The sequence below is a fragment of the Aliivibrio sp. S3MY1 genome, assembly GCF_028765575.1.
Classification (GTDB): Bacteria; Pseudomonadota; Gammaproteobacteria; order Enterobacterales; family Vibrionaceae; genus Aliivibrio.
This window is the reverse complement of the sequence record NZ_JARACO010000029.1, coordinates 1-18,630: the sequence shown is the minus strand read 5'-3', so window position 1 is coordinate 18,630 and position 18,630 is coordinate 1. Positions and strand designations below refer to the sequence as shown.

19 protein-coding genes are annotated in these 18,630 nt (G+C 36.8%); 15 read left to right on the top strand and 4 right to left on the bottom strand.

Going from position 1 to position 18,630, the window contains the following annotated elements; translation table 11 throughout:
• Nucleotides 1–47: 47 nt before the first annotated feature.
• The gene (locus PVK62_RS15005; protein WP_274444776.1) at nt 48–845 is read right to left on the bottom strand and encodes a helix-turn-helix domain-containing protein; all 798 of its coding nucleotides are present in this window, start codon (nt 843–845) and stop codon (nt 48–50) included.
• Nucleotides 846–972: 127 nt separating this feature from the next.
• Between PVK62_RS15005 and PVK62_RS15000 the strand changes: the two genes are divergently transcribed.
• Nucleotides 973–2,697: an SgrR family transcriptional regulator gene (locus PVK62_RS15000; protein ID WP_274444775.1), complete on the top strand. Its 1,725-nt coding sequence runs from the start codon at nt 973–975 to the stop codon at nt 2,695–2,697.
• Between the two features lie 98 nt (nt 2,698–2,795).
• On the opposite strand, the gene PVK62_RS14995 is transcribed toward PVK62_RS15000, so the two are convergent.
• Nucleotides 2,796–3,758, bottom strand: coding sequence for a coproporphyrinogen III oxidase (locus PVK62_RS14995; RefSeq protein ID WP_274444774.1), 963 nt, complete (start codon nt 3,756–3,758; stop codon nt 2,796–2,798).
• A gap of 105 nt (nt 3,759–3,863) precedes the next feature.
• On the opposite strand from PVK62_RS14995, the gene PVK62_RS14990 reads away from it, so the two are divergent.
• The 7 genes from PVK62_RS14990 to mog all read left to right on the top strand — a co-directional run bounded on the left by PVK62_RS14990 (nt 3,864) and on the right by mog (nt 9,266).
• Nucleotides 3,864–4,115, top strand: coding sequence for a hypothetical protein (locus PVK62_RS14990; RefSeq protein WP_274444772.1), 252 nt, complete (start codon nt 3,864–3,866; stop codon nt 4,113–4,115).
• Nucleotides 4,116–4,188: 73 nt separating this feature from the next.
• Nucleotides 4,189–5,634: a sensor histidine kinase VxrA gene (gene vxrA, locus PVK62_RS14985; protein ID WP_274444770.1), complete on the top strand. Its 1,446-nt coding sequence runs from the start codon at nt 4,189–4,191 to the stop codon at nt 5,632–5,634.
• Complete coding sequence (locus PVK62_RS14980) at nt 5,609–6,265, top strand: response regulator transcription factor (protein ID WP_274444769.1); 657 nt, start codon at nt 5,609–5,611, stop codon at nt 6,263–6,265. The genes vxrA and PVK62_RS14980 overlap by 26 nt, the downstream gene beginning before the upstream one ends.
• A 5-nt stretch (nt 6,266–6,270) precedes the next feature.
• Nucleotides 6,271–7,173, top strand: coding sequence for a DUF2861 family protein (locus tag PVK62_RS14975; RefSeq protein ID WP_274444768.1), 903 nt, complete (start codon nt 6,271–6,273; stop codon nt 7,171–7,173).
• Nucleotides 7,170–7,325 carry a YoaH family protein gene (locus tag PVK62_RS14970; protein WP_174213442.1) on the top strand — a complete coding sequence of 52 codons (156 nt, stop codon included), beginning with the start codon at nt 7,170–7,172 and terminating at the stop codon, nt 7,323–7,325. Before PVK62_RS14975 ends, PVK62_RS14970 begins: the two co-directional genes overlap by 4 nt.
• Nucleotides 7,326–7,491: 166 nt before the next feature.
• Nucleotides 7,492–8,652: a conjugal transfer protein TraF gene (locus PVK62_RS14965; RefSeq protein ID WP_274444766.1), complete on the top strand. Its 1,161-nt coding sequence runs from the start codon at nt 7,492–7,494 to the stop codon at nt 8,650–8,652.
• 77 nt (nt 8,653–8,729) lie between these two features.
• Complete coding sequence (gene mog, locus PVK62_RS14960; protein ID WP_274444764.1) at nt 8,730–9,266, top strand: molybdopterin adenylyltransferase; 537 nt, start codon at nt 8,730–8,732, stop codon at nt 9,264–9,266.
• Between the two features lie 573 nt (nt 9,267–9,839).
• Here the strand turns inward: mog and PVK62_RS14955 are convergent.
• On the bottom strand, nt 9,840–12,527 hold the full coding sequence (locus tag PVK62_RS14955) for a bifunctional acetate--CoA ligase family protein/GNAT family N-acetyltransferase (RefSeq protein ID WP_274444763.1): 2,688 nt from the start codon (nt 12,525–12,527) through the stop codon (nt 9,840–9,842).
• 220 nt (nt 12,528–12,747) lie between these two features.
• On the opposite strand from PVK62_RS14955, the gene PVK62_RS14950 reads away from it, so the two are divergent.
• Both PVK62_RS14950 and PVK62_RS14945 read left to right on the top strand, forming a co-directional pair.
• A complete protein-coding gene (locus tag PVK62_RS14950; protein WP_274444762.1) occupies nt 12,748–13,317 on the top strand; it encodes an SPOR domain-containing protein in 570 nt (189 codons plus the stop codon).
• A 51-nt stretch (nt 13,318–13,368) separates the two neighbouring features.
• Complete coding sequence (locus PVK62_RS14945) at nt 13,369–14,361, top strand: D-alanine--D-alanine ligase (protein ID WP_274444760.1); 993 nt, start codon at nt 13,369–13,371, stop codon at nt 14,359–14,361.
• Nucleotides 14,362–14,397: 36 nt separating this feature from the next.
• On the opposite strand, the gene PVK62_RS14940 is transcribed toward PVK62_RS14945, so the two are convergent.
• A complete protein-coding gene (locus PVK62_RS14940) occupies nt 14,398–15,312 on the bottom strand; it encodes a tyrosine-type recombinase/integrase (protein ID WP_274444759.1) in 915 nt (304 codons plus the stop codon).
• Between the two features lie 160 nt (nt 15,313–15,472).
• Between PVK62_RS14940 and PVK62_RS14935 the strand changes: the two genes are divergently transcribed.
• The 5 genes from PVK62_RS14935 to PVK62_RS14915 form a co-directional block, all read left to right on the top strand.
• Complete coding sequence (locus PVK62_RS14935; protein ID WP_274444757.1) at nt 15,473–15,823, top strand: DUF3319 domain-containing protein; 351 nt, start codon at nt 15,473–15,475, stop codon at nt 15,821–15,823.
• 36 nt (nt 15,824–15,859) lie between these two features.
• Entirely contained in the window at nt 15,860–16,171 is a 312-nt protein-coding gene (yciH, locus tag PVK62_RS14930) for a stress response translation initiation inhibitor YciH (protein WP_122033596.1), read from the top strand.
• Between the two features lie 310 nt (nt 16,172–16,481).
• Entirely contained in the window at nt 16,482–17,015 is a 534-nt protein-coding gene (locus PVK62_RS14925) for a type II secretion system protein (protein WP_274444753.1), read from the top strand.
• Between the two features lie 279 nt (nt 17,016–17,294).
• Entirely contained in the window at nt 17,295–17,861 is a 567-nt protein-coding gene (locus PVK62_RS14920; protein WP_274444752.1) for a PhnA domain-containing protein, read from the top strand.
• A gap of 343 nt (nt 17,862–18,204) precedes the next feature.
• On the top strand, nt 18,205–18,630 hold a 426-nt coding region (locus PVK62_RS14915; RefSeq protein ID WP_274449466.1), incomplete at its 3' end, for a hypothetical protein.

The following is an 18,630-nucleotide window of genomic DNA, read 5'->3' as shown; positions in this document are numbered from 1 at the left end:
AATGAAAAAAGGCATCATAAAGTGACAGTGTTACACCAATGTGACAGTTATGAGTGGATTGATTCTCTAAATTCTTTTGGGGTTAACCCATGAATAAATTTAAAGGTCGTACTAAAATGTGCGGCAGTTTTGAACCCCGTTTCATAGGCGATTTCAGTGATTGTTTTACGAGTTATTCTTAATTGAGTCGCGGCATAGTTGATGCGTTTGACTTTAACTAGATGTGCAAAAGAGAGCTTATCTGATTGCAACTTTCGCTTAAGTGTTGAGGATGACATACCTAATTTGGGTGCAACGGTATCAATAGTAAGATCTGTTGAGATATTTTGCTCTACATAACGAATTAACCTCTGTGAGGTGGTAAGGACAGAAATTCGATGAATGAAAGCAATAAGATCTGGGAACTGATGAACCATTTCACTTAAGAGAGCCAGAATTAAAAATTCAACCGATGTATCACAGGTATTATTTGTTGATTGCTCTTTGATTAAGTTTAATAGTTTTACAATTGAGGTGTCTTCAGATGTAAAAATGAAGGACTCTCTAGCCGATGCTTGATAGCTTGTACTATTGGTATAAGTGATGAATTTTTGAAAAATAGAAATGTCAAATATTAAGGATTCTGCTTCAAAATTACCGCTTGTATTGATCATTTTTACATTAGAAATATCACCAGAACTGTAAAGAAGAAAGTCACCTGCGTTGAGAATGATGTCTTCTCCTGACTTATCTCGATAGTGGAACTGACCAGATTTCACAATGTAGACGCCATTGCGCTCTACAGGGTAACGGTCAGACTTACGTCTAGTTGGTGTATTGAACTGGCGTAACTCAGCTGGGGGCATAATGATTTCCTCTTATTACTCCAGATTTAGTGTAAACTTACCTATTGAAAAATCAAGAGTATAGCCTCAAACTCTCAACATTTGAGTTCATACTAAGACTTGTATCAATTTAATGAGCGGTGCGTTTATGGGTAGTCCACGTTTACGAAAGCAATTTGAAAAATTATATCAGCATTATCATCAAAACATGTCAGGTGTTCAGATTGATGATATTGCTGATTTATTGTGCTGTACCCGTCGGAATACTCGAATGGTGCTCAAAAAAATGTCTGAGGAACAGTGGATAATATGGAGCCCAGCAGTTGGGAGAGGAAAAAGCTCAATACTTGAATTTACCTCAAGCCCTGAAACCGTATATGCACAGCTTGCTCGAAAAAGCGTAGAGGAAGGAAAACTTGATGTCGCTTTAGATATTCTAGAAGGCAATCAAGACGCCTTGTTAGATCTTATCCATAATGTGTTAGGTGTTTCTCATGAAAAGGGCAAGCAGGTTGTCAAACTTCCTTATTATCGACCTCTTAAAATTCTAAACCCAGTCATGGCCATAAGGCGCTCAGAGCAGCATCTTGTTCAACAGATATTTAATGGATTAACACAATGGAACAAAAGAGGAGAGGTTGAAGGGGACATTGCTCATCACTGGGAAATGATCACCCCACAGCATTGGCGTTTTTACCTTCGACCAAGCATTAGTTTTCATGATGGGAAACTCTTAACCTTTGAAGACATTAAAGCAACCTTTTTAGCCCTTACTCCCAATTTTGTCTTTAATCATATTAGTGACATATCAAGTCCAAGCCTTAACATTATTGATTTTATATTAGACAAAAACGATCACTGTTTACCATCGAAACTTGCACAGTTTAATGCCAAAATTATTCCAGCATTAGCGCATAATTCTCAAGAGTTTAACCAACTACCTATTGGTACTGGCCCATATAAAATAAGTGAAAATTCGGATAAAAAACTGATCCTCGTTGCTAATGAACATTATTTTGGTTATCGGCCTTTAATTGATTCCGTTGAAGTATGGGTTTTACCTGATATTGCACCTATTCAATTAAAACTTGGTCTTGAAGTTTATGATGCTACTGAGTTGTTGCCTATGTCCTATGGTGAAAAAGTCGATGTAGACAGAGGGTGTAGCTATGTTCTATTTAATAGAAGAACAGGGATCACAACGGACGAAAATTGGCTTTCGTATCTAACTCAAACGATCACACCTTTATTGCTGTTAAATGAGTTACAAAACTCAAATATGAATGGCATTGGTTTATTTAATGCGTATGGATTATTACCAGGACTACAGCATTGCTTAAATCGACCGAGGGCAGAATATGACTTACCAGAGAAAGGCAGTGTCGTAAATTTGGGCTATGAGGAAGAACACCCTCTTTATCCTCTGCTAGGTAAAATCATCAAACAACGATTAGCTCAAGATGGAATTGTTCTAAAAGTACACCCACTAGATACGCTTGAGCTACTTGATGATGAGAAGACGGCCAATATTGATATTTGGTTAAGAGGTATGAGTTTAGGAACTCAATGTCCAGAAGCGTTATTGTCGTGGCTTTTTGCATTTGATGAAATTGAACGTGTTATGCCAATAGATGAATTTGAGTGCATCACCGCATTAATAGAAGAATGGCAATCAAGCCCTCAGCGACATTTTCCTGTTAATGAAATTTGTCGATTCTTAGTGGATAGCGGTCAAATAACGCCACTATTTCATGGGTGGATGGGGATAAGTGAAGACGCGAACAACAATATTCAGAATGCATCTTGCAATGGGTTAGGCTGGTTTGATTTCGATACGGTTTGGATAAAACCAGATCTTAAATCTGAGAGCTGAATTAAAACAAAATAAGTATTATTTTAAAGAGCCATTACCATCTAATGGCTCTTTCTGTTCTATTGTCTCATGATATTATTGAATATTAATCTTTAGGTTTAAAGATAGAAGGTTCGGATCACTTGAGCTAACTTCACTTTTATTTCTGAAGTTATGGGACAAGGAGAGGCTTCAGGCAAGACGTTAATTAATTCCGCGACAAGTTCATTTATAGGCTCTGGTGAAATACCTTGCCATTCCTCAAGTAAACGTCGGTTGATATGGGATGGTATAGATCCTAACGTACCGATATCATTTTGATTATGAACCAATAGACCAGCAGTGGTTCCTTTGTCCAACGTCAGAACTTGGTAAAGGTATAACGTGTGATAATCTAATTGTTGCAGCAGCTGAGCATCAGTGGCTTGAGGCAAGTTAATTAAATGCGAACTTAAAATGTGCACATAGGTATCAATCACTTTTGTCACAAATTGTTTAGCAAAGACTGCCCCATCTTCTTCTACTGGATTAAATCCCTCTAAATAAAAATGACTGACGCCTCTGCGCTTAGTTAATGCAGGAATGGCAAAATAATCATTACCAAGTTTTGTCCCTTGTGCATAATAATTTTTCGCTGCAACTTTCAAGGTTTGATCAAAGTACTCTTTATCATCCTTATTAAAATGAGAAGGGTTTAGATCTGCCATTATGCGCCAATAACCAGAACCGTCTTTTAGCGTTGTCCAACTAAAATGCATATGTATTGATGGTAACAACGGATGCATCGGATGAATGATGGTAGATAGGGCGGTTGCGCTATCGTATGGCTTTTCTGGTAGATCTTCGTAATGGATTTGTGAGACGTTGATAGAGGCGCGATTAAATAGTCCACCTTCAAGTGCTTCAAAGCGTTTTCCTCCACCGTGGACCCCTTCATCACGCAGCCAATTAACGGGAATGAATTCAGTTGAGATAGAATGCAAATCACTGACTTTTGTAAGTTCAGTTTTAAAATAGGATTGCACTTCAGAAAGTAAGTGGAGAACGTGTTTCGCTTGTGCATTTTGAGCGTAAATTCGCATGAGAAGGCCTGTAGATAACAAAAAATCAAAAAGACGGAAAAATCGAATTAATTGAGTGTAAAATAAAGTACTTATAGATAGCAACCAGAGAGCTTGAAATTAGAGATGGCAAAACCAAACAAAAAAGGCCCCACTAAAACGGTACAAATCTATTGTTCAAAATGCAGAGTACTATTGTATAAGTATAGAAAAGGGGGAAAAGGTGCTTTGGTTAAATGCTTTATAGAACGAATCGTAGAAGATCACACCGTTACTTCTTGTGAGTGTCCTGAATGTGGTGGCGTATTTGCACGAGAAACCTTAATTAGAGGCACCCCCGCTTTTAAGATCATCGGCGGAAAAGTGATGATGAAATAATTCGTATTCGAACCTAATTGTAATATACTGATTAAATTGATCTTTATTAAATCATTTTTACAAGGACTTTCTGTTGATAAATAAGCGTTTTTTACTTCCATTTTTATTGCTAACGAGTTTCTCATCACACGCGGTGAGTTTAGCTTCAAAAATTGATAGCTTTAAAAAAGCGTTTAAAAAAGAGCAAGCTGTCGAAATATATGACATTCGCCTGATACAAAAAGAATATCCAACGGTATTATTGTCCCCAGATACCTTGTTGCCACAAACCGCATTATATCCTTATAAGCAATTGCAAAAATTATATAAAAGTGCGCAAACTTGTTCTGGTCCATGGCCTGTAAGCCCTGCTGTAGGGGAACCTTTGGTCATTGTTCGTGCGCTTTGTAAAGGAATACCTCTCCCAACAAGTTGGTTTGCACGCTCTGGAATGATTCATCCTGGCGGTGGTTCTTATGCATATCGTTATGCTCAAGCTTTTTCTGAACGCACAGGTCAGTTAGCTACGTATATGCATATTAAAGAGCGAAAAAGAGCAGAAAAAGGAACGTTATTAAACCATTTACAAATGATGGATGATAATGAAATACGTGCGATTATTAGTGGCTCAGATACAATTATTGCTGACAAATTACTTTGGTTAAAAAAAGGGAATCGCTACTATTTATATTCAATGGAATTAAAGCGTCAAAATTTGGATAAGTACGATTTAGAAATGTCAGCCTTCCAACAAGGTAACAATTGTTACGTTAAAAGTGGCAATATTTGTTGGCTTGAAGAAAGTAACTCAAAAACACTCTCATTTGTTGTTCTATTTCTCATATTGGCTAATCTTTGTTTAGCTATTGGTTGGGGGATATCACGATGGAACGGTAAGCGCCGAGATATGAGAAGTCGTATGTTAGTTCTGCAGATATTAACGCATGAATTACGTACACCGATAGCCAGTTTAGGGCTAACCGTTGAGGGTTTCAGGCGACAGTTTGAATCTTTACCGGAATCGTTATATGACGAATTTAGACGGTTATGTGAAGATTCAAGGCGTTTACGCCAATTAGCCGAAGCGAGTAAAGATTATCTGCAATCGGAAGATAAAGGATTTTCAACGGAGTGGATACCTTCTGTAGAGGAGTGGTTGAGCTATCGCTGTATGGAATACAGCCAGCCCGTTGAATTTAAACTAAATAAAGATTCAGCAGTTAAGGTTAATATTTATTGGCTTGGTAATTGTATAGATAATTTAATCAGTAATGCTCATAAATACGGTATTCAACCGGTTATATTGAATGTTATTGTAGAAAATAAAAAATTAAGAATTGAAGTCATTGATGGCGGCCAATTAACAAAAGCAAATTGGAAAGAATTAAAAACGCCTTTTGTTAGTGAAGCAGGTTTAGGTTTAGGCTTAACTATTGTCGAATCAATGATAAAAAGAATGGGGGGGACCATGACACTTCAGGGGCCACCAACAAAATTTATATTGGAGATACCTTGTGAAACAGACAATCCTACTTGTTGAAGACGATAAAAATTTAGCTGATGGCTTAATTGTAAGTTTAGAAGAGGCAGGTTATCACTGTCTTCATTCTGAAAATGCAACGAACGTATCGGGTTTATGGCCAGATGCTGATATAGTGATTCTTGATCGTCAGTTACCAGAAGGCGATTCATTAACGTGGCTACCTCAATGGAAACAAATAAAAGACGTTCCCGTAATTTTATTAACGGCGTTGGTGTCGATAAGAGATAAAGTGACAGGGCTAGATTCAGGTGCAAATGACTATTTAACAAAACCATTTGCAGAAGCTGAACTGCTGGCTAGATTACGAGCGCATTTACGTTCACCAGAATCCGATGAAGTAAAAACTCAGCTTACGGTTGGGCATCTAACGATTGATACATCGACAAGAGATGTTATTAACTCGGGTGAAAACGTAATTTTAACTCGAACTGAGTTTGATTTATTACTGTTCTTAGCATCAAACTTAGGTAAAGTATTTACTCGTGACGAGTTACTTGATCAAGTGTGGGGCTATAATCACTTCCCAACAACTCGTACGGTTGATACGCATATTTTGCAACTTCGTCAAAAAATTGTAGGGATTGAAATTGAAACTCTACGTGGCGTTGGCTATAAAATGAAAGCTTAACTGTTATGATATTTAAACGAAAAATTGCCACAATTATCGGTTTTTTTTGTTTAGTGTGTGGCACTACAGCAAGCGCAGTAGAGTGGTTTAATGATCAGTCTGCGCTTTTTAGTGCCCATAAACAATTTCTGGAAGGGGACCCACTAAAGGGGTTTCAAACTTCTATTGAAGTACTGCAAAGTTCAAATGAAAAAAATATTGTCCAGAATATTGATGAATTGATAGGGGCTGCGGTGTCAAGCGACTGTGGACGTGATTTTTCAACGATAGTGATCCCAAGTTGGTTGAATTCTTTAAGTATTCAAAGAATGATTATCCAAAGTCCGGGTAGGTTGCATCATCGCTTGATGGTTCAGTTTGATACCAAGAAAAGTATTGCGAACCTGGCATTTACTAAATGGCCAGATCAAGAGCAGCTAACGAACCCATCGATTAAAATTATACCGACTCAAGATGAGAGTGTAACGCAGTACATCTATGCAAGTGAATCATTGAATAATCGAGTTCAAAATGGATTATATAAATTAACAATAACCGCTGATGATAAAACCCAATGGGAGTCATGGATAATATTAACGACACCGAAAACTGAAATGGCGGTCTCGTGGTTAGGTAAAGAAAAGTGGAAGACAGTGCAAATGGGTTTACTAAAATCCAATTGTCCTTTACCGGAAATGTCTATTGGCGTTTATGATCATCAAGACAGTGAATACATCAAATTATGGGAAGAGTCGTATGAAGAAAAGTTCCCTCAGAGTCTTCCTCCGACGAATGTATTACCTGGCAGTTATATCCTAAGCGTTTCGTTTAATCACAAACGTTTTCAAGGCCCCATTTCAATTCAAGAAATACAAGCCATAACCAAAGTCATCAATTTTGATGTCACAGAAACTGTAGAGAGTAACTGATGTTAGATTTACCAACGTTAACTCATGAAGAGCAACAACAAGCGGTAGAAAAGATCCAAGAATTAATGCGTCAAGGCGTTAGCAGTGGTGAAGCCATTAAAATGATCTCTGATCAAATACGTGCTGAGCTTGCAGAGAAAGCAAAAAAATAATGGTAAGCCGAGATTATATTATCTCGGCTTTTTATTACGTTACTCCTTCAACTTTCACTTATCTTCATCTTGCATATCATTAAAATAAACGAAAGCGTAACTTTCCCTAAAGTTAGCTTTTCTTAAGCCGATACTTTACTTAAGTATTTCTATTTGGTTATAAAAAATGAAACAGTGGATGAAAATTGGCTTACTTTCTTGCGCTACGGTCGCTTCTGCACAAGCATCGGCAACAAATTTTAGCGTTGATGGTCGTATCGATGCAATGGGGGGAGCTGGTACTGCAGCTGCTGATTATCTAACTGGTGTTTTTTATAATCCTGCTTTAATCGCTATTTACAGCCGTAAAGACGATGCTGGTCTCTTGCTTCCAAGTGCCGGTTTTCAAATGATGGATCGTGGTGGCATTATTGATGATGTTGATCAAATAAAAAAAGGGCTTGATAAGATCCCAAGTGACCCGGTTAATGCTGAAAGAGAAATTGAATCAGGTTTACGCAATTTAAATGGTGATGCGCTCAGTTTTAACCTTGGTGCCGCCGCGGCAGTTGCAATACCAAATCGTTATCTCTCTACTGCTTTTTATGCAAAAATGTCAATGGAAGGCGTGACATTGCCTAATGTTAATACCACTGACTTATCTGATCCTATCGCTGTAGCAAATAATACTACAATGAGTACGGTTAGTTTAGGCTTGATGGAAGCTGGGGTGGCTTTTGCAGGCTACACGAATTTCTTAGGTCAAAATATGACGATAGGCATAACACCTAAAATTCAAAGTTATCTTACTTATACTCATGTGGCCGCAATTAATAATTTTGATTTTAAAGATTTTGATAAAAACAAAACAACAGATAATGCCTTTAATGTTGATGTAGGTGCCGTTTGGTTTTATGGCCCTTGGCGTTTTGCTGCCGCAGGTAAAAATTTAATAAAAAATGAAATTGAAACGAAAAAAATACAAGATCCTATTGATTCTAATAAATACCACCAATATAACTATGAGCTAACACCAACATACACAGCCGGTGTGGCATTCATGACTAACTACTTTATCTTAACAGCAGATATGGATTTGAATGAACAAGATCGCTTTATTGGCTTAGATGATAATGTTCAAATGTTCAGAGCGGGTGCTGAATTCGATTTACTTTATCAAATTCAGGTTCGTGGTGGTTTTAAGAAAGACTTAGCTGGCACTTACGATGATGCATTTACCGCAGGTATTGGTTTTTCGCCACTTAATATGTTCCATTTTGATTTAGCTGCCATTTATTCTATTGATTCAACTTATGGTGTTTCAGTAAATATGGCTTACGAATACTAATTCATTCTGTCTTTTTAGTAGAAAAATAGGTAACCACTTGTAATAATAGGGTTACCTTACTTCAATAAGAAAATACTATGACTAACAAAGCGAAAATTGGCATTGTAACGGTAAGTGACCGTGCAAGTGTTGGTATCTATGAAGATATTTCAGGCCCTGCAATCATTGCAACGTTAAATGATTACCTTACGTCTGAATGGGAACCTGAATACGTAGTTATTCCAGATGAGCAAGATGTCATTGAAAAAACACTCATTGAACTAACGGATGACAAAGGCTGTTGTCTAGTTGTAACTACAGGCGGTACCGGTCCTGCTAAACGTGATGTTACACCAGAAGCGACTGAAGCCGTGTGTGATCGCATGATGCCTGGTTTTGGTGAGCTAATGCGTGCAGAGTCATTGAAATTTGTCCCAACCGCTATTTTGTCACGACAAACAGCAGGTCTACGTAAAGACTCTTTAATTGTAAATCTACCGGGTAAGCCAAAATCTATCCGTGAATGTTTAGATGCTGTTTTTCCTGCTATTCCATATTGTATTGATCTAATGGAAGGGCCATTTCTTGAGTGTAATGAAGAAGTGATTAAACCGTTTAGACCTAAAGCAAAATAAGTATTTGTTCAAACGGTAACTTTATTAAAGTCAGCATTCTTGTTGGCTTTTTTTATCTTAATTTCAATCATCTACTGCCTACTATATTTTTAACATTTGTAATGAATCTCTAGTATGTCATTGATTCATGGCATTTGACGACAAAAGTTAGGAAGTCTTATGATTGGCTTACTTTAGATTATACAAATATACCTTCAGATATGACTCCTGTTGTTCAAACCGTAATTAAAATATCAACAGAGTGATGATAAAAAAGGGTCAAATTCTTTTATCTAATGATACATCAAAAGTACTATTTCCAGGAAAGTGAGATGATTATTTACAAATGTGATATAAATCTATTTACCTGATTAAAATTGATGTTACATTGCTCATGTTGATTACTTTTAGACAAAATAGGATAGGTTAATGGAAGTTTTATTATTAGTTGTATTCGTTATTGCTGGTGCAATTATGGTAAAAAAAGAAAAAGCTGAACAAGCAAAATAATATAGATATCCCTTTTAAAAACAATTTTATATCTATATAAACCAAGATAATCTCGATGACTATCTTGGTTTTTTTATCTTAAAATCAATCTTTACTTAAATCTAGACTCATCTCTACAACACCGTCTGACATTTGAATATCCACAGTAAAACCAAAATGTTGTGCTAACCCAATCATGCCTCGGTTAGATGGCATTGTCATACCATTCATCACTTTAATCCCTTGCGATTGACAATATCGAATAATTTTATCCATTAGTATTTTTCCTAAACCTAACCCCTTAAGATCGGAGCGTACTAATACGGCAAATTCGGTATTAATATTGTGTGGATCAGATAGAGCACGAACAACAGCGAGTATGGCTTCTTGGTTATCTATTTGTTTAGTAGCAACAAAGGCCATTTCACGGTCATAATCAATTTGTGTAAAGTTAGCTAAAGCTTCGTGGTTAAATTCACCCACATCAGAAAAAAAGCGTTTATATAAATCTTCGTGTGAAACTTGAGAGATAAATTCAGCATGTTTAGGCTCATCTTCAGGAAGAATTGGGCGAAGTAAAACAGAGCTGTGATCTTTTAATTGTGCAAACTCCTCCAATTCATTTGGGTAAGGTCGAATGGCTAAACGCTGATGAATATCACCGCTAAAATGCTGTACCTTCATTGATGAATCGATGATAGTAAGATCGACTCCTGAGATAAGTAATGGATGGATATCAAGCTCAACGATTTCAGGGCAATCAAGTACCATCTGAGAAAGTCTAACCAGAAACGCACTCAAATCGAATAGACTCATTTTAGTCGGTGAATTCCGATGTTGAATGATATTCTCTTTGATAGCGTATTTAATGAGGTTTTCAGCTAAAGCCATGTTAAGTGGTGGCAGTACAACAGCGGCGTTATTATTGAGATCCCACTCAGATCCGCCTTCGCCAAGTAAGATCACCGGCCCGAAGATGGGATCTTGACAGACTTTAACTCTTAATTCTTGAGAACCTGCTCTTTGCGCCATTTTTTGAACACTTAATCCTGAAATTCGGGCAGAAGGGTAACTTATAGAAACCCGATCAATGATCGATTGCGCCGCAGTAATTACTTCTTCTTTGGTGTTTAAATTTAACATCACACCTTGTACATCGGATTTATGAGGGATGTCAGGCGAGCGAAGTTTCACGGCAACAGGGTAACCAATACTCTCAGCAATATAGCCGGTTTCTACGGGCTCTTCTGTTATCCAGGTATCTACTGTTTTGAATCCATAACAAGAATAAAGAGCTTGAGTTTCATGGGTATCAAGGTCGACAAGATCATGAGAGACACAATCATCGAGCCACTCTCTTGCCCGTTTTGCATCATGTTTATTGATATGCCCTGATGATACTGGCGTTTCAATTAAGAGCTTCTGATTTCGATGGTATTCAACAAGATGTAGAAATGCGGAAACAGCGCTTTCTGGTGTGCGATAGGTTGGAATTCCAGCTTGTGTAAATCGTAAGCGAGCTTCTTTAGATGAGGTTTCTCCTGACCAATTGGTAAGAATAGTAAATTTCGCTTTGCGTTTGTGGTTATTAATTAATTCAACCAATTTTGAAGCGGTTTGTGTCGCATTAGATATTGCAGAGGGACTGTGCATGATCAAAATGGCGTCGCAATCATCAGTGTCTAATAAGGCATTCACGGTATCGCAGTATCTTTTTTCGTTTGCATCGCCACCAATGTCAATAGGGTTTGAATGTGACCAATTATGAGGCAGGTGTTGATTAAGGTTTTGAATCAATGACTCACTTAATTGAGCGAGTTTTCCACCTTGCTGCATTAAACTATCAACCGCCATAATAGCAGGCCCGCCACCATTGGTGACAATCGCTAATCGATTACCACGAAATGGGATAGGGTGTGCAAGGGTTTCTACAGCAGCAAATAATTCGTGGGTATTAGACACACGTAACATGCCTGCTCGTCTAATCGCGGAGTCATAGACCGCATCGAGACTTATCTCGCCATTGGTATGAAGTTGTGCCGCTTTACTACCAGCAACAGATCGCCCACTTTTGACGACCAAAATACGTCTATTACGCGCAGCAGCACGGGCAGCAGACATAAATCGTCGCGCGTCTTTGATTGAATCAATATAAAGTAATATGGCATCGGTTTTTGAATCGGTACATAAGGCATCTAAAAGCTCACTGAAATCGATATCAACACCATCACCTAAAGACACGAAAGCAGAAAACCCAATCTCTTTCTCTTTCGCCCAGTCTAATATTGTTGTGCAAACAGCCGCGGATTGAGAAATAAAAGCGATGTTTCCTTTATTGGCATTAATTGGCGAAAAAGAGGCATTAAGGTTTATCCAAGGAAGAATAATTCCAAGGCTGTTTGGTCCTAGAATTCGCATTTTGTATTGAGAGGCAATTCGAGCTGCCTCATAAGGGAGAGGCTCTCCAATACCACTGCAATGTAAATGCATATCTGAAGAGAGAATGATTACAAGCTTTACGCCTTTTTCTCCAAGCTCTTCTAATATTTTAATATTTTCTCTTGCTGGGGTGCATAAAATGGCGAAATCTGGAGTGATTGGGAGAGAGGGAATATCACCATAAGCAAGGATCCCACATACTGACTTATATGTGGGATGTACTGGCATTATTGGGCCGTCAAACTCACCATCAAGTAGATTTCGCATGACAATATGACCGGCACGATCAGGGTGTATTGATGCACCAATAACCGCAATAGAACGTGGTCGAAAAAGTGTTTTTAAATCAGACATTACAGCTCCCTTAATCCTTATATAAGAATAAGATAGCTGAGATTAACTATTTTGGCTTTGGAAATGAATATAAACGAAAGCCAGCGCACAAAAACGCGGCATTTATTAAATATGGAGCACAATTTTAAGAGTAATTGAACAGTTACAAGGCTAAACACTTGATTGTCTGTTATATCAGGTGCAAAATTAGGACATCAGCATGACTATATTGTGAATTAAAATGAAAAAAATCATTCCTATTACGTTAACCGTTCTACTTGCAGGGTGTACAAGTAGTTCGTATACCACAAACATTACGACCGAATCTTCTGAAGAGGTGTATCAAGTCTCTCAACCGATTGAAGAAGAAGTGGCTACATTTGAAGAAACTGAGATTGCTGCAGTACCACAAACTGAAGCAGAAAAACCAGTTGATCAATTAACATCAGAAGAGAGTGTGATTGTATCGACTTCTGACGACTCAGCGATTAATATTTTGCCTCCAACAGAGAAGCAAAATGAGATGCACAACCGTTATGGTTATACATTGCAGATCCTAGCGCTTAGCCGTAAAACAGATCTTAGTTCTTATGCAGGGAAATTAGCTGGCGAACAACCTGTTTGGATGAATCGTAAAACCGTTAATAATATGCCTTGGTATACAATTCTATACGGTGATTTTGCAACACCTGCAGAAGCTCGTGAAGCAATAAAGCGATTGCCAACAGAAATTCAAGCGTATGGCCCATTTGTACGTAGCATTAACAGCATCAAAAATTCAGATAACCCTGAATTACATAAACTAAATTAATTTTGAATCGGTGTGCATTAAGTGTATGCCGATTTTTCTATAGTGACTATTATGACTCATATCCTTTTACTTTGTGGCGGTAGCGGTACTGAACACGAAGTTTCACTGGTTTCTTCAAAGTATATTTCTCAACAGCTTTCTGAATTAAATGCCTTTCAAATTACTCATCTTGAAATTAAAGAGGGTGCTTGGTATCACATAGACAGTGGCATTAAGTATGAATTGCGTTCAGACAAATCTTTATTGTGTGATGGTATAGATACAGGTCGTGTTGACTACGTGATCCCATGTATACACGGTTATCCTGGTGAAACGGGAGACATTCAATCTATGCTTGATATGTTTGGTATTCCATACTTTGGTTGTAACGCAGAATCAAGTACCAACAGTTTTAATAAGATCACATCAAAGCTTTGGTATGATGCACTTGGGATCCCTAATACGCCATACTTATTCTTAACTGAAAATAATGAAGAGACACACAGCTCTGCATTAGCAGCATTTAAAGAATGGGGTGGATTATTCGTTAAGGCAGCTTGCCAAGGCTCATCTGTTGGTTGTTACAAGGTAACGTCTGAGGGTGAGTTATCACAAGCGATCAATGATGCATTTGGCTATTCTGAACAAGTATTAGTTGAGAAAGCAGTAAAGCCAAGAGAGCTTGAAGTTGCTGCTTATCAAATTGATGGCAAGCTGTTTACAACGCCTCCTGGTGAAGTCACCGCTCCTGATGGTGCCTTTTATACTTATGATGAAAAATACGGCAGTGGTAGTCATTCAACGACAACATTAACTGCTGAAAATTTATCGGCTGAGCAAATTGAGTTAATTAATCAATACAGCCAAAAAGTATTTACACAGATGAAGCTAAAAGATCTATCTCGTATTGATTTCTTCCTAACTGAAGATAACGAGATATTCTTAAATGAAGTGAACACCTTCCCAGGCATGACTCCAATCTCGATGTTCCCTAAATTATTAGAACATAACGGTGATTGCTTCAAAACGTTTCTACAAAAAGCAATTATGAACGCACTAAAGTAATTTAGCTTGCGTAAGTTTTAAAACAAAAGCCTGATATTATTCAGGCTTTTTTGTTTTAAATTTTTCTTTTTGTCGCTCAGAACGTTCAAGGTTACCGATATATTGATTTGGCATTGCAGGACTAACCCAACGTCCCATCTCTTGAATCTCATGCACAGTATAACCACATTTAGACAACTCCTTTGTGGCCCCAACTCTTGCCGATAATCCAGAAAATTGAATATCAAGATTAAGTAATTCATTTGCACGACGGAAAATACGGTAGATAGATGAATCATTTAGGTTACTTGAAGAGAGGTTTTGATGTCGGTCAAGTCCTCTAAATAAATACCCTTCACTAAGTTGCGATGCATTTAGCCAATTATTGAGCAGCGCCGCTGTTTCTTGTGATAGAGGGTAAAAACGCTGTTGTAATTGAATTAAACAATGTCCTAACTCATCAAAACAGACATCATCAAGAGTTAAATCTCTTAGTTCCCCACGCTTTAAGAGTAATTCAAACATTAGATGCCAAATAACCAAGTCTCTAATGTCTTTTAGTTCCACAGAATGAGATAGCTGTCGTTCAAGATCTGCAAGCATATCAAGGGTAATACCTTCAGTTTGTTTGCTATCGTCTCTTTTATCCAGTCTTATTTTACCAAGAGCAGCCTTAACGTGAGAGCTTCGGGTTGGGTCTTTAAATTCAAAAGCGCGATGAATATGCGAAATTGAAATGAGAGAGCGCTTAATTGATGCTAGCTTTTTATTCTTAGCTTGTTTCTCGATAAAGATACGAATCGCTGTGGTAGAAGCGGGCAGTGCGATCACTTGATGTAATTGACAAAATACAACAAAGTTAATCCAATCATTTTTGAATGAAACTAAGCTGTTATGTGAGTATTTCTTTTTTAAACAAGAAGCGAATGTATCTATGTCGATATCTGGAGTTAAAAAAAGAGACTTATCCATACTAGTGCACCATAACTTAATTTGTATATTTGAAGACTATAACATACAATTTAAATTACACGTAAGATCACGGATCAGAATTTAAAGTCTGGCATAAAAGAAACATTTATTTGATCCTAACTATGTTGTTATTAATAGATAATATGTAAGAGTAATTAGTATGCAGAAGTCATTGTACAAAGGTTTTGTCATTGAAAATAAAACAGGTGTTCCTGATGACTGGAAAGTATTGCTTAAAAATAAAGTGTTACGCGGTCACTTAAGAGCAGTTAAAAAAAGTATAGATTGGTGGAATGATACCAACTCAATTATACAACCTAAAGAGTTTGGTGATATGGGTGAAACCGCGATTAACGAGAAACGAGATAAATTTAAGTATGAAGATTATAAAGGTTTTCAAATTAAAAATGATACTGGTGAAGTTAACACTTGGTATTGTTTGTATCATGGAAAACTGGCGAAAGGTTCTTTGACTGCTATAAAATCCTTTTTGGATAAACATGAAAAATAATTTACAATTCACCATCATTTAAAAACGAGAATAATTATGTCTTTAGTATATTCAACTGATATTGGCCGCATTAAACAAGAAGAAGTAAAGCAAGAGCGTCCAAAAGGTGATGGTATTGTTCGTATTCAACGTGAAACTAAAGGTCGTAAAGGCAAAGGCGTTTGTGTTGTCACTGGACTTGATATGGAAGATGCACAACTCAAGCTGTTAGCTGCGCAACTTAAAAAAGTATGTGGCTGTGGCGGTGCAATTAAAGATGGTGATATTGAAATCCAAGGCGACAATCGTGAAAAGATTAAAGAGTTTTTAACTAAGCAAGGCCACACAGTAAAACTTGCTGGTGGTTAATCATTAAGAGCTTCGTGAAAGCTAATAATCATTAGATAGATACGAAGTATTATTTAGTGATTATTAGCTATTTTATGGTAAATAGGATTATGGTTAAATTACCCGTTACAGAAAGAGTCAATAATGATAGGGAAGAGACAACATGCTGATATCAAGTGTGATTGTAGCCCATTTAACATAAGATATATAATGCGCACTTGTGTTTTATTGTCAAATATAGTAATGTCCAGCATCATTGATTTAGACGTTTTTCCTTATTATTGCTTCGGTTCAAACGGATAATCAATTAAATATAAATTTTGGAGTAATTATGAAAGGCAATTCAGGATATAGTTTAATTGAACTTGTAATTGTTATTGTTATTTTGTCTATATTATCTGTTACCGCTTACTCTGAATGGTTGTCATTTCAAGAAGATGCCCGCATAGCCAAGATTAATGGACTAAAAGGCCCTTTAGAAGCAGCTGAAAAACAAGTGCAGGCCCTTTCAGTTATACAAGGTAAAGATATAGGAGAACACTCAATAGATATACAAGGGACTACTGTCGAGGTAACTTCAGGTTATCCTGTATTAAAAATAGCGAATATAAATAAGATAATTGATCTTGGGCAAGGTTCAGATAATTCAATCACTCACTGTAAAAAACTAAAACCCTGTAAAGTTGGAGATTGGTATATCACTGATTATTCTATTATGTACCCTGATTTAGTGTACCCTTCAGTTATCATTTTTTCTTTGAATGATTCATTAAAGTATCAATGTTCATTAATATATCAATATGTAAAAATAGGTTCTGATGTTCATTTAGAGCCAGAGATTTCGATTGTTAATGATGGTTGCTAAACTATTCCATTTTATGCATTTTTTCGTCTATATTCATTATCAAGTGTATTTTTATGCATGAACTTCTTTCATTTAGGCATAAATGAGAATAATACCTCTTACCATTAATGGCTGTTTTTAACCGATTTTACTCATCTGGTTCACCTAGTGGAAAAGCTCAGTTTACGTATAAGATACTTAAACAAAAAGAAATCGGAAAAATTACAGTATTCTCACCGCAATTGATTTCTCTGTTGTATAATTAGCGACATTGGTTTTACTAAACAAACAGGCACTATTATGAGCACTGAAACAACTCTACTATCTCGCTGTGATTCTAAATGTGAATTATGTGGTTCTGCATCTTCTCTAGCACCATTCGCAGTTCCACCAAAGACAGACATCAACGTTGATAACTGTGTAATGATTTGTGATACATGTTCGACACAAATCGAAGACTCAGCAACGATGGATGTTAATCACTGGCGTTGTCTAAATGACTCTATGTGGAGCCAAGTTCCAACGGTTCAAGTTATGTCTTACGTTTTACTAAGCAAACTAACTTCTGAATCTTGGGCTCAAGATGCTCTAGATATGATGTACGTTGAAGAAGACGTTAAAGAATGGGCTGAGAAAGCACTGCTTTCTGATGGTGAAAAACCACGTGACATTAACGGCGTTGAACTTAAAAAAGGCGACGACGTAACGGTTACTAAAGACCTTCCAGTTAAAGGTACTAACCAAGTAATTAAACAAGGTACAGTTATCCGTGGCATCAGCCTTGGCGACGATCCTCGTTTAGTTTCTGGTAAAGCAAACGGCGGTCAATCTATGTATGTAATCGCTGAGTTCTGTCGTAAAAAGTAATTCGTTACTTCACAATCGATAGACTAAAAAAGACGCTTAATTGCGTCTTTTTTTATGTCTGAATTCCACTGGTTTTAAGTGAAAATAGTCGAAAACGGCGTTATTTAACCTTTCATTTTGCCCCAAAATTGCCCCAAAACAGAATTTTCAAATATCATTTTGCCCCAATGAATGATATCGAAGTTTAACTGTGTTCATATACTGTTGACTTTTGTTTTGATACTCTTTACGAGTTTATTTGATTGTAAGGCTTTATATGTTTTTAAATGAATATTATTTTTTGTAATAATGATTTATAAGATATTTCGATACATAACAGAAAGTATTTAACTGAGTAAGAATCATGGAAAAAACAGGAAAAGAAATAAAAATGAAAAACTTAAAGAAGGCTTTAGGTGTAAATGTAAATCATATTGATTCTAAAAGTGTACAAAAAGAGCTAACTCAAGACAATATAAATAGCCCTATCCTAAATATAGCTCACACATCTGTAGTTCATATTTTAATTGTACCAGATACTAAAAAACCTGAAGACCAATCTCCTTTTCAAGGTTACCTTATTGACTTGTTTGATGAAAAATACATATCTTTAATGCATATAATGAGTATTTATCCAACATCTGCTAACGAAATATATATGAGCAATGAAGAGCTCATCTCATTTAGAAATATGTACTCAATAGGGAACTACTTAATTTTAGATAAATCCAGCTTTACTAAAAGAATGTCAGCATTTGATGGTTTTCCATTTATATATTGCTATTGCATT

Coding starts and splice junctions, on each gene's coding strand:
- PVK62_RS14995 (WP_274444774.1), bottom strand. CDS start 3,758: ATGCGAATTTACGCTCAAAATGCACAAGCGAAACACGTTCTCCACTTA.
- yciH (WP_122033596.1), top strand. CDS start 15,860: ATGTCTTTAGTATATTCAACTGATATTGGCCGCATTAAACAAGAAGAA.
- PVK62_RS15000 (WP_274444775.1), top strand. CDS start 973: ATGGGTAGTCCACGTTTACGAAAGCAATTTGAAAAATTATATCAGCAT.
- mog (WP_274444764.1), top strand. CDS start 8,730: ATGACTAACAAAGCGAAAATTGGCATTGTAACGGTAAGTGACCGTGCA.
- PVK62_RS15005 (WP_274444776.1), bottom strand. CDS start 845: ATGCCCCCAGCTGAGTTACGCCAGTTCAATACACCAACTAGACGTAAG.
- PVK62_RS14935 (WP_274444757.1), top strand. CDS start 15,473: ATGCAGAAGTCATTGTACAAAGGTTTTGTCATTGAAAATAAAACAGGT.
- PVK62_RS14975 (WP_274444768.1), top strand. CDS start 6,271: ATGATATTTAAACGAAAAATTGCCACAATTATCGGTTTTTTTTGTTTA.
- PVK62_RS14945 (WP_274444760.1), top strand. CDS start 13,369: ATGACTCATATCCTTTTACTTTGTGGCGGTAGCGGTACTGAACACGAA.
- PVK62_RS14920 (WP_274444752.1), top strand. CDS start 17,295: ATGAGCACTGAAACAACTCTACTATCTCGCTGTGATTCTAAATGTGAA.
- PVK62_RS14990 (WP_274444772.1), top strand. CDS start 3,864: ATGGCAAAACCAAACAAAAAAGGCCCCACTAAAACGGTACAAATCTAT.
- PVK62_RS14950 (WP_274444762.1), top strand. CDS start 12,748: ATGAAAAAAATCATTCCTATTACGTTAACCGTTCTACTTGCAGGGTGT.
- PVK62_RS14940 (WP_274444759.1), bottom strand. CDS start 15,312: ATGGATAAGTCTCTTTTTTTAACTCCAGATATCGACATAGATACATTC.
- PVK62_RS14965 (WP_274444766.1), top strand. CDS start 7,492: ATGAAACAGTGGATGAAAATTGGCTTACTTTCTTGCGCTACGGTCGCT.
- PVK62_RS14955 (WP_274444763.1), bottom strand. CDS start 12,527: ATGTCTGATTTAAAAACACTTTTTCGACCACGTTCTATTGCGGTTATT.
- PVK62_RS14925 (WP_274444753.1), top strand. CDS start 16,482: ATGAAAGGCAATTCAGGATATAGTTTAATTGAACTTGTAATTGTTATT.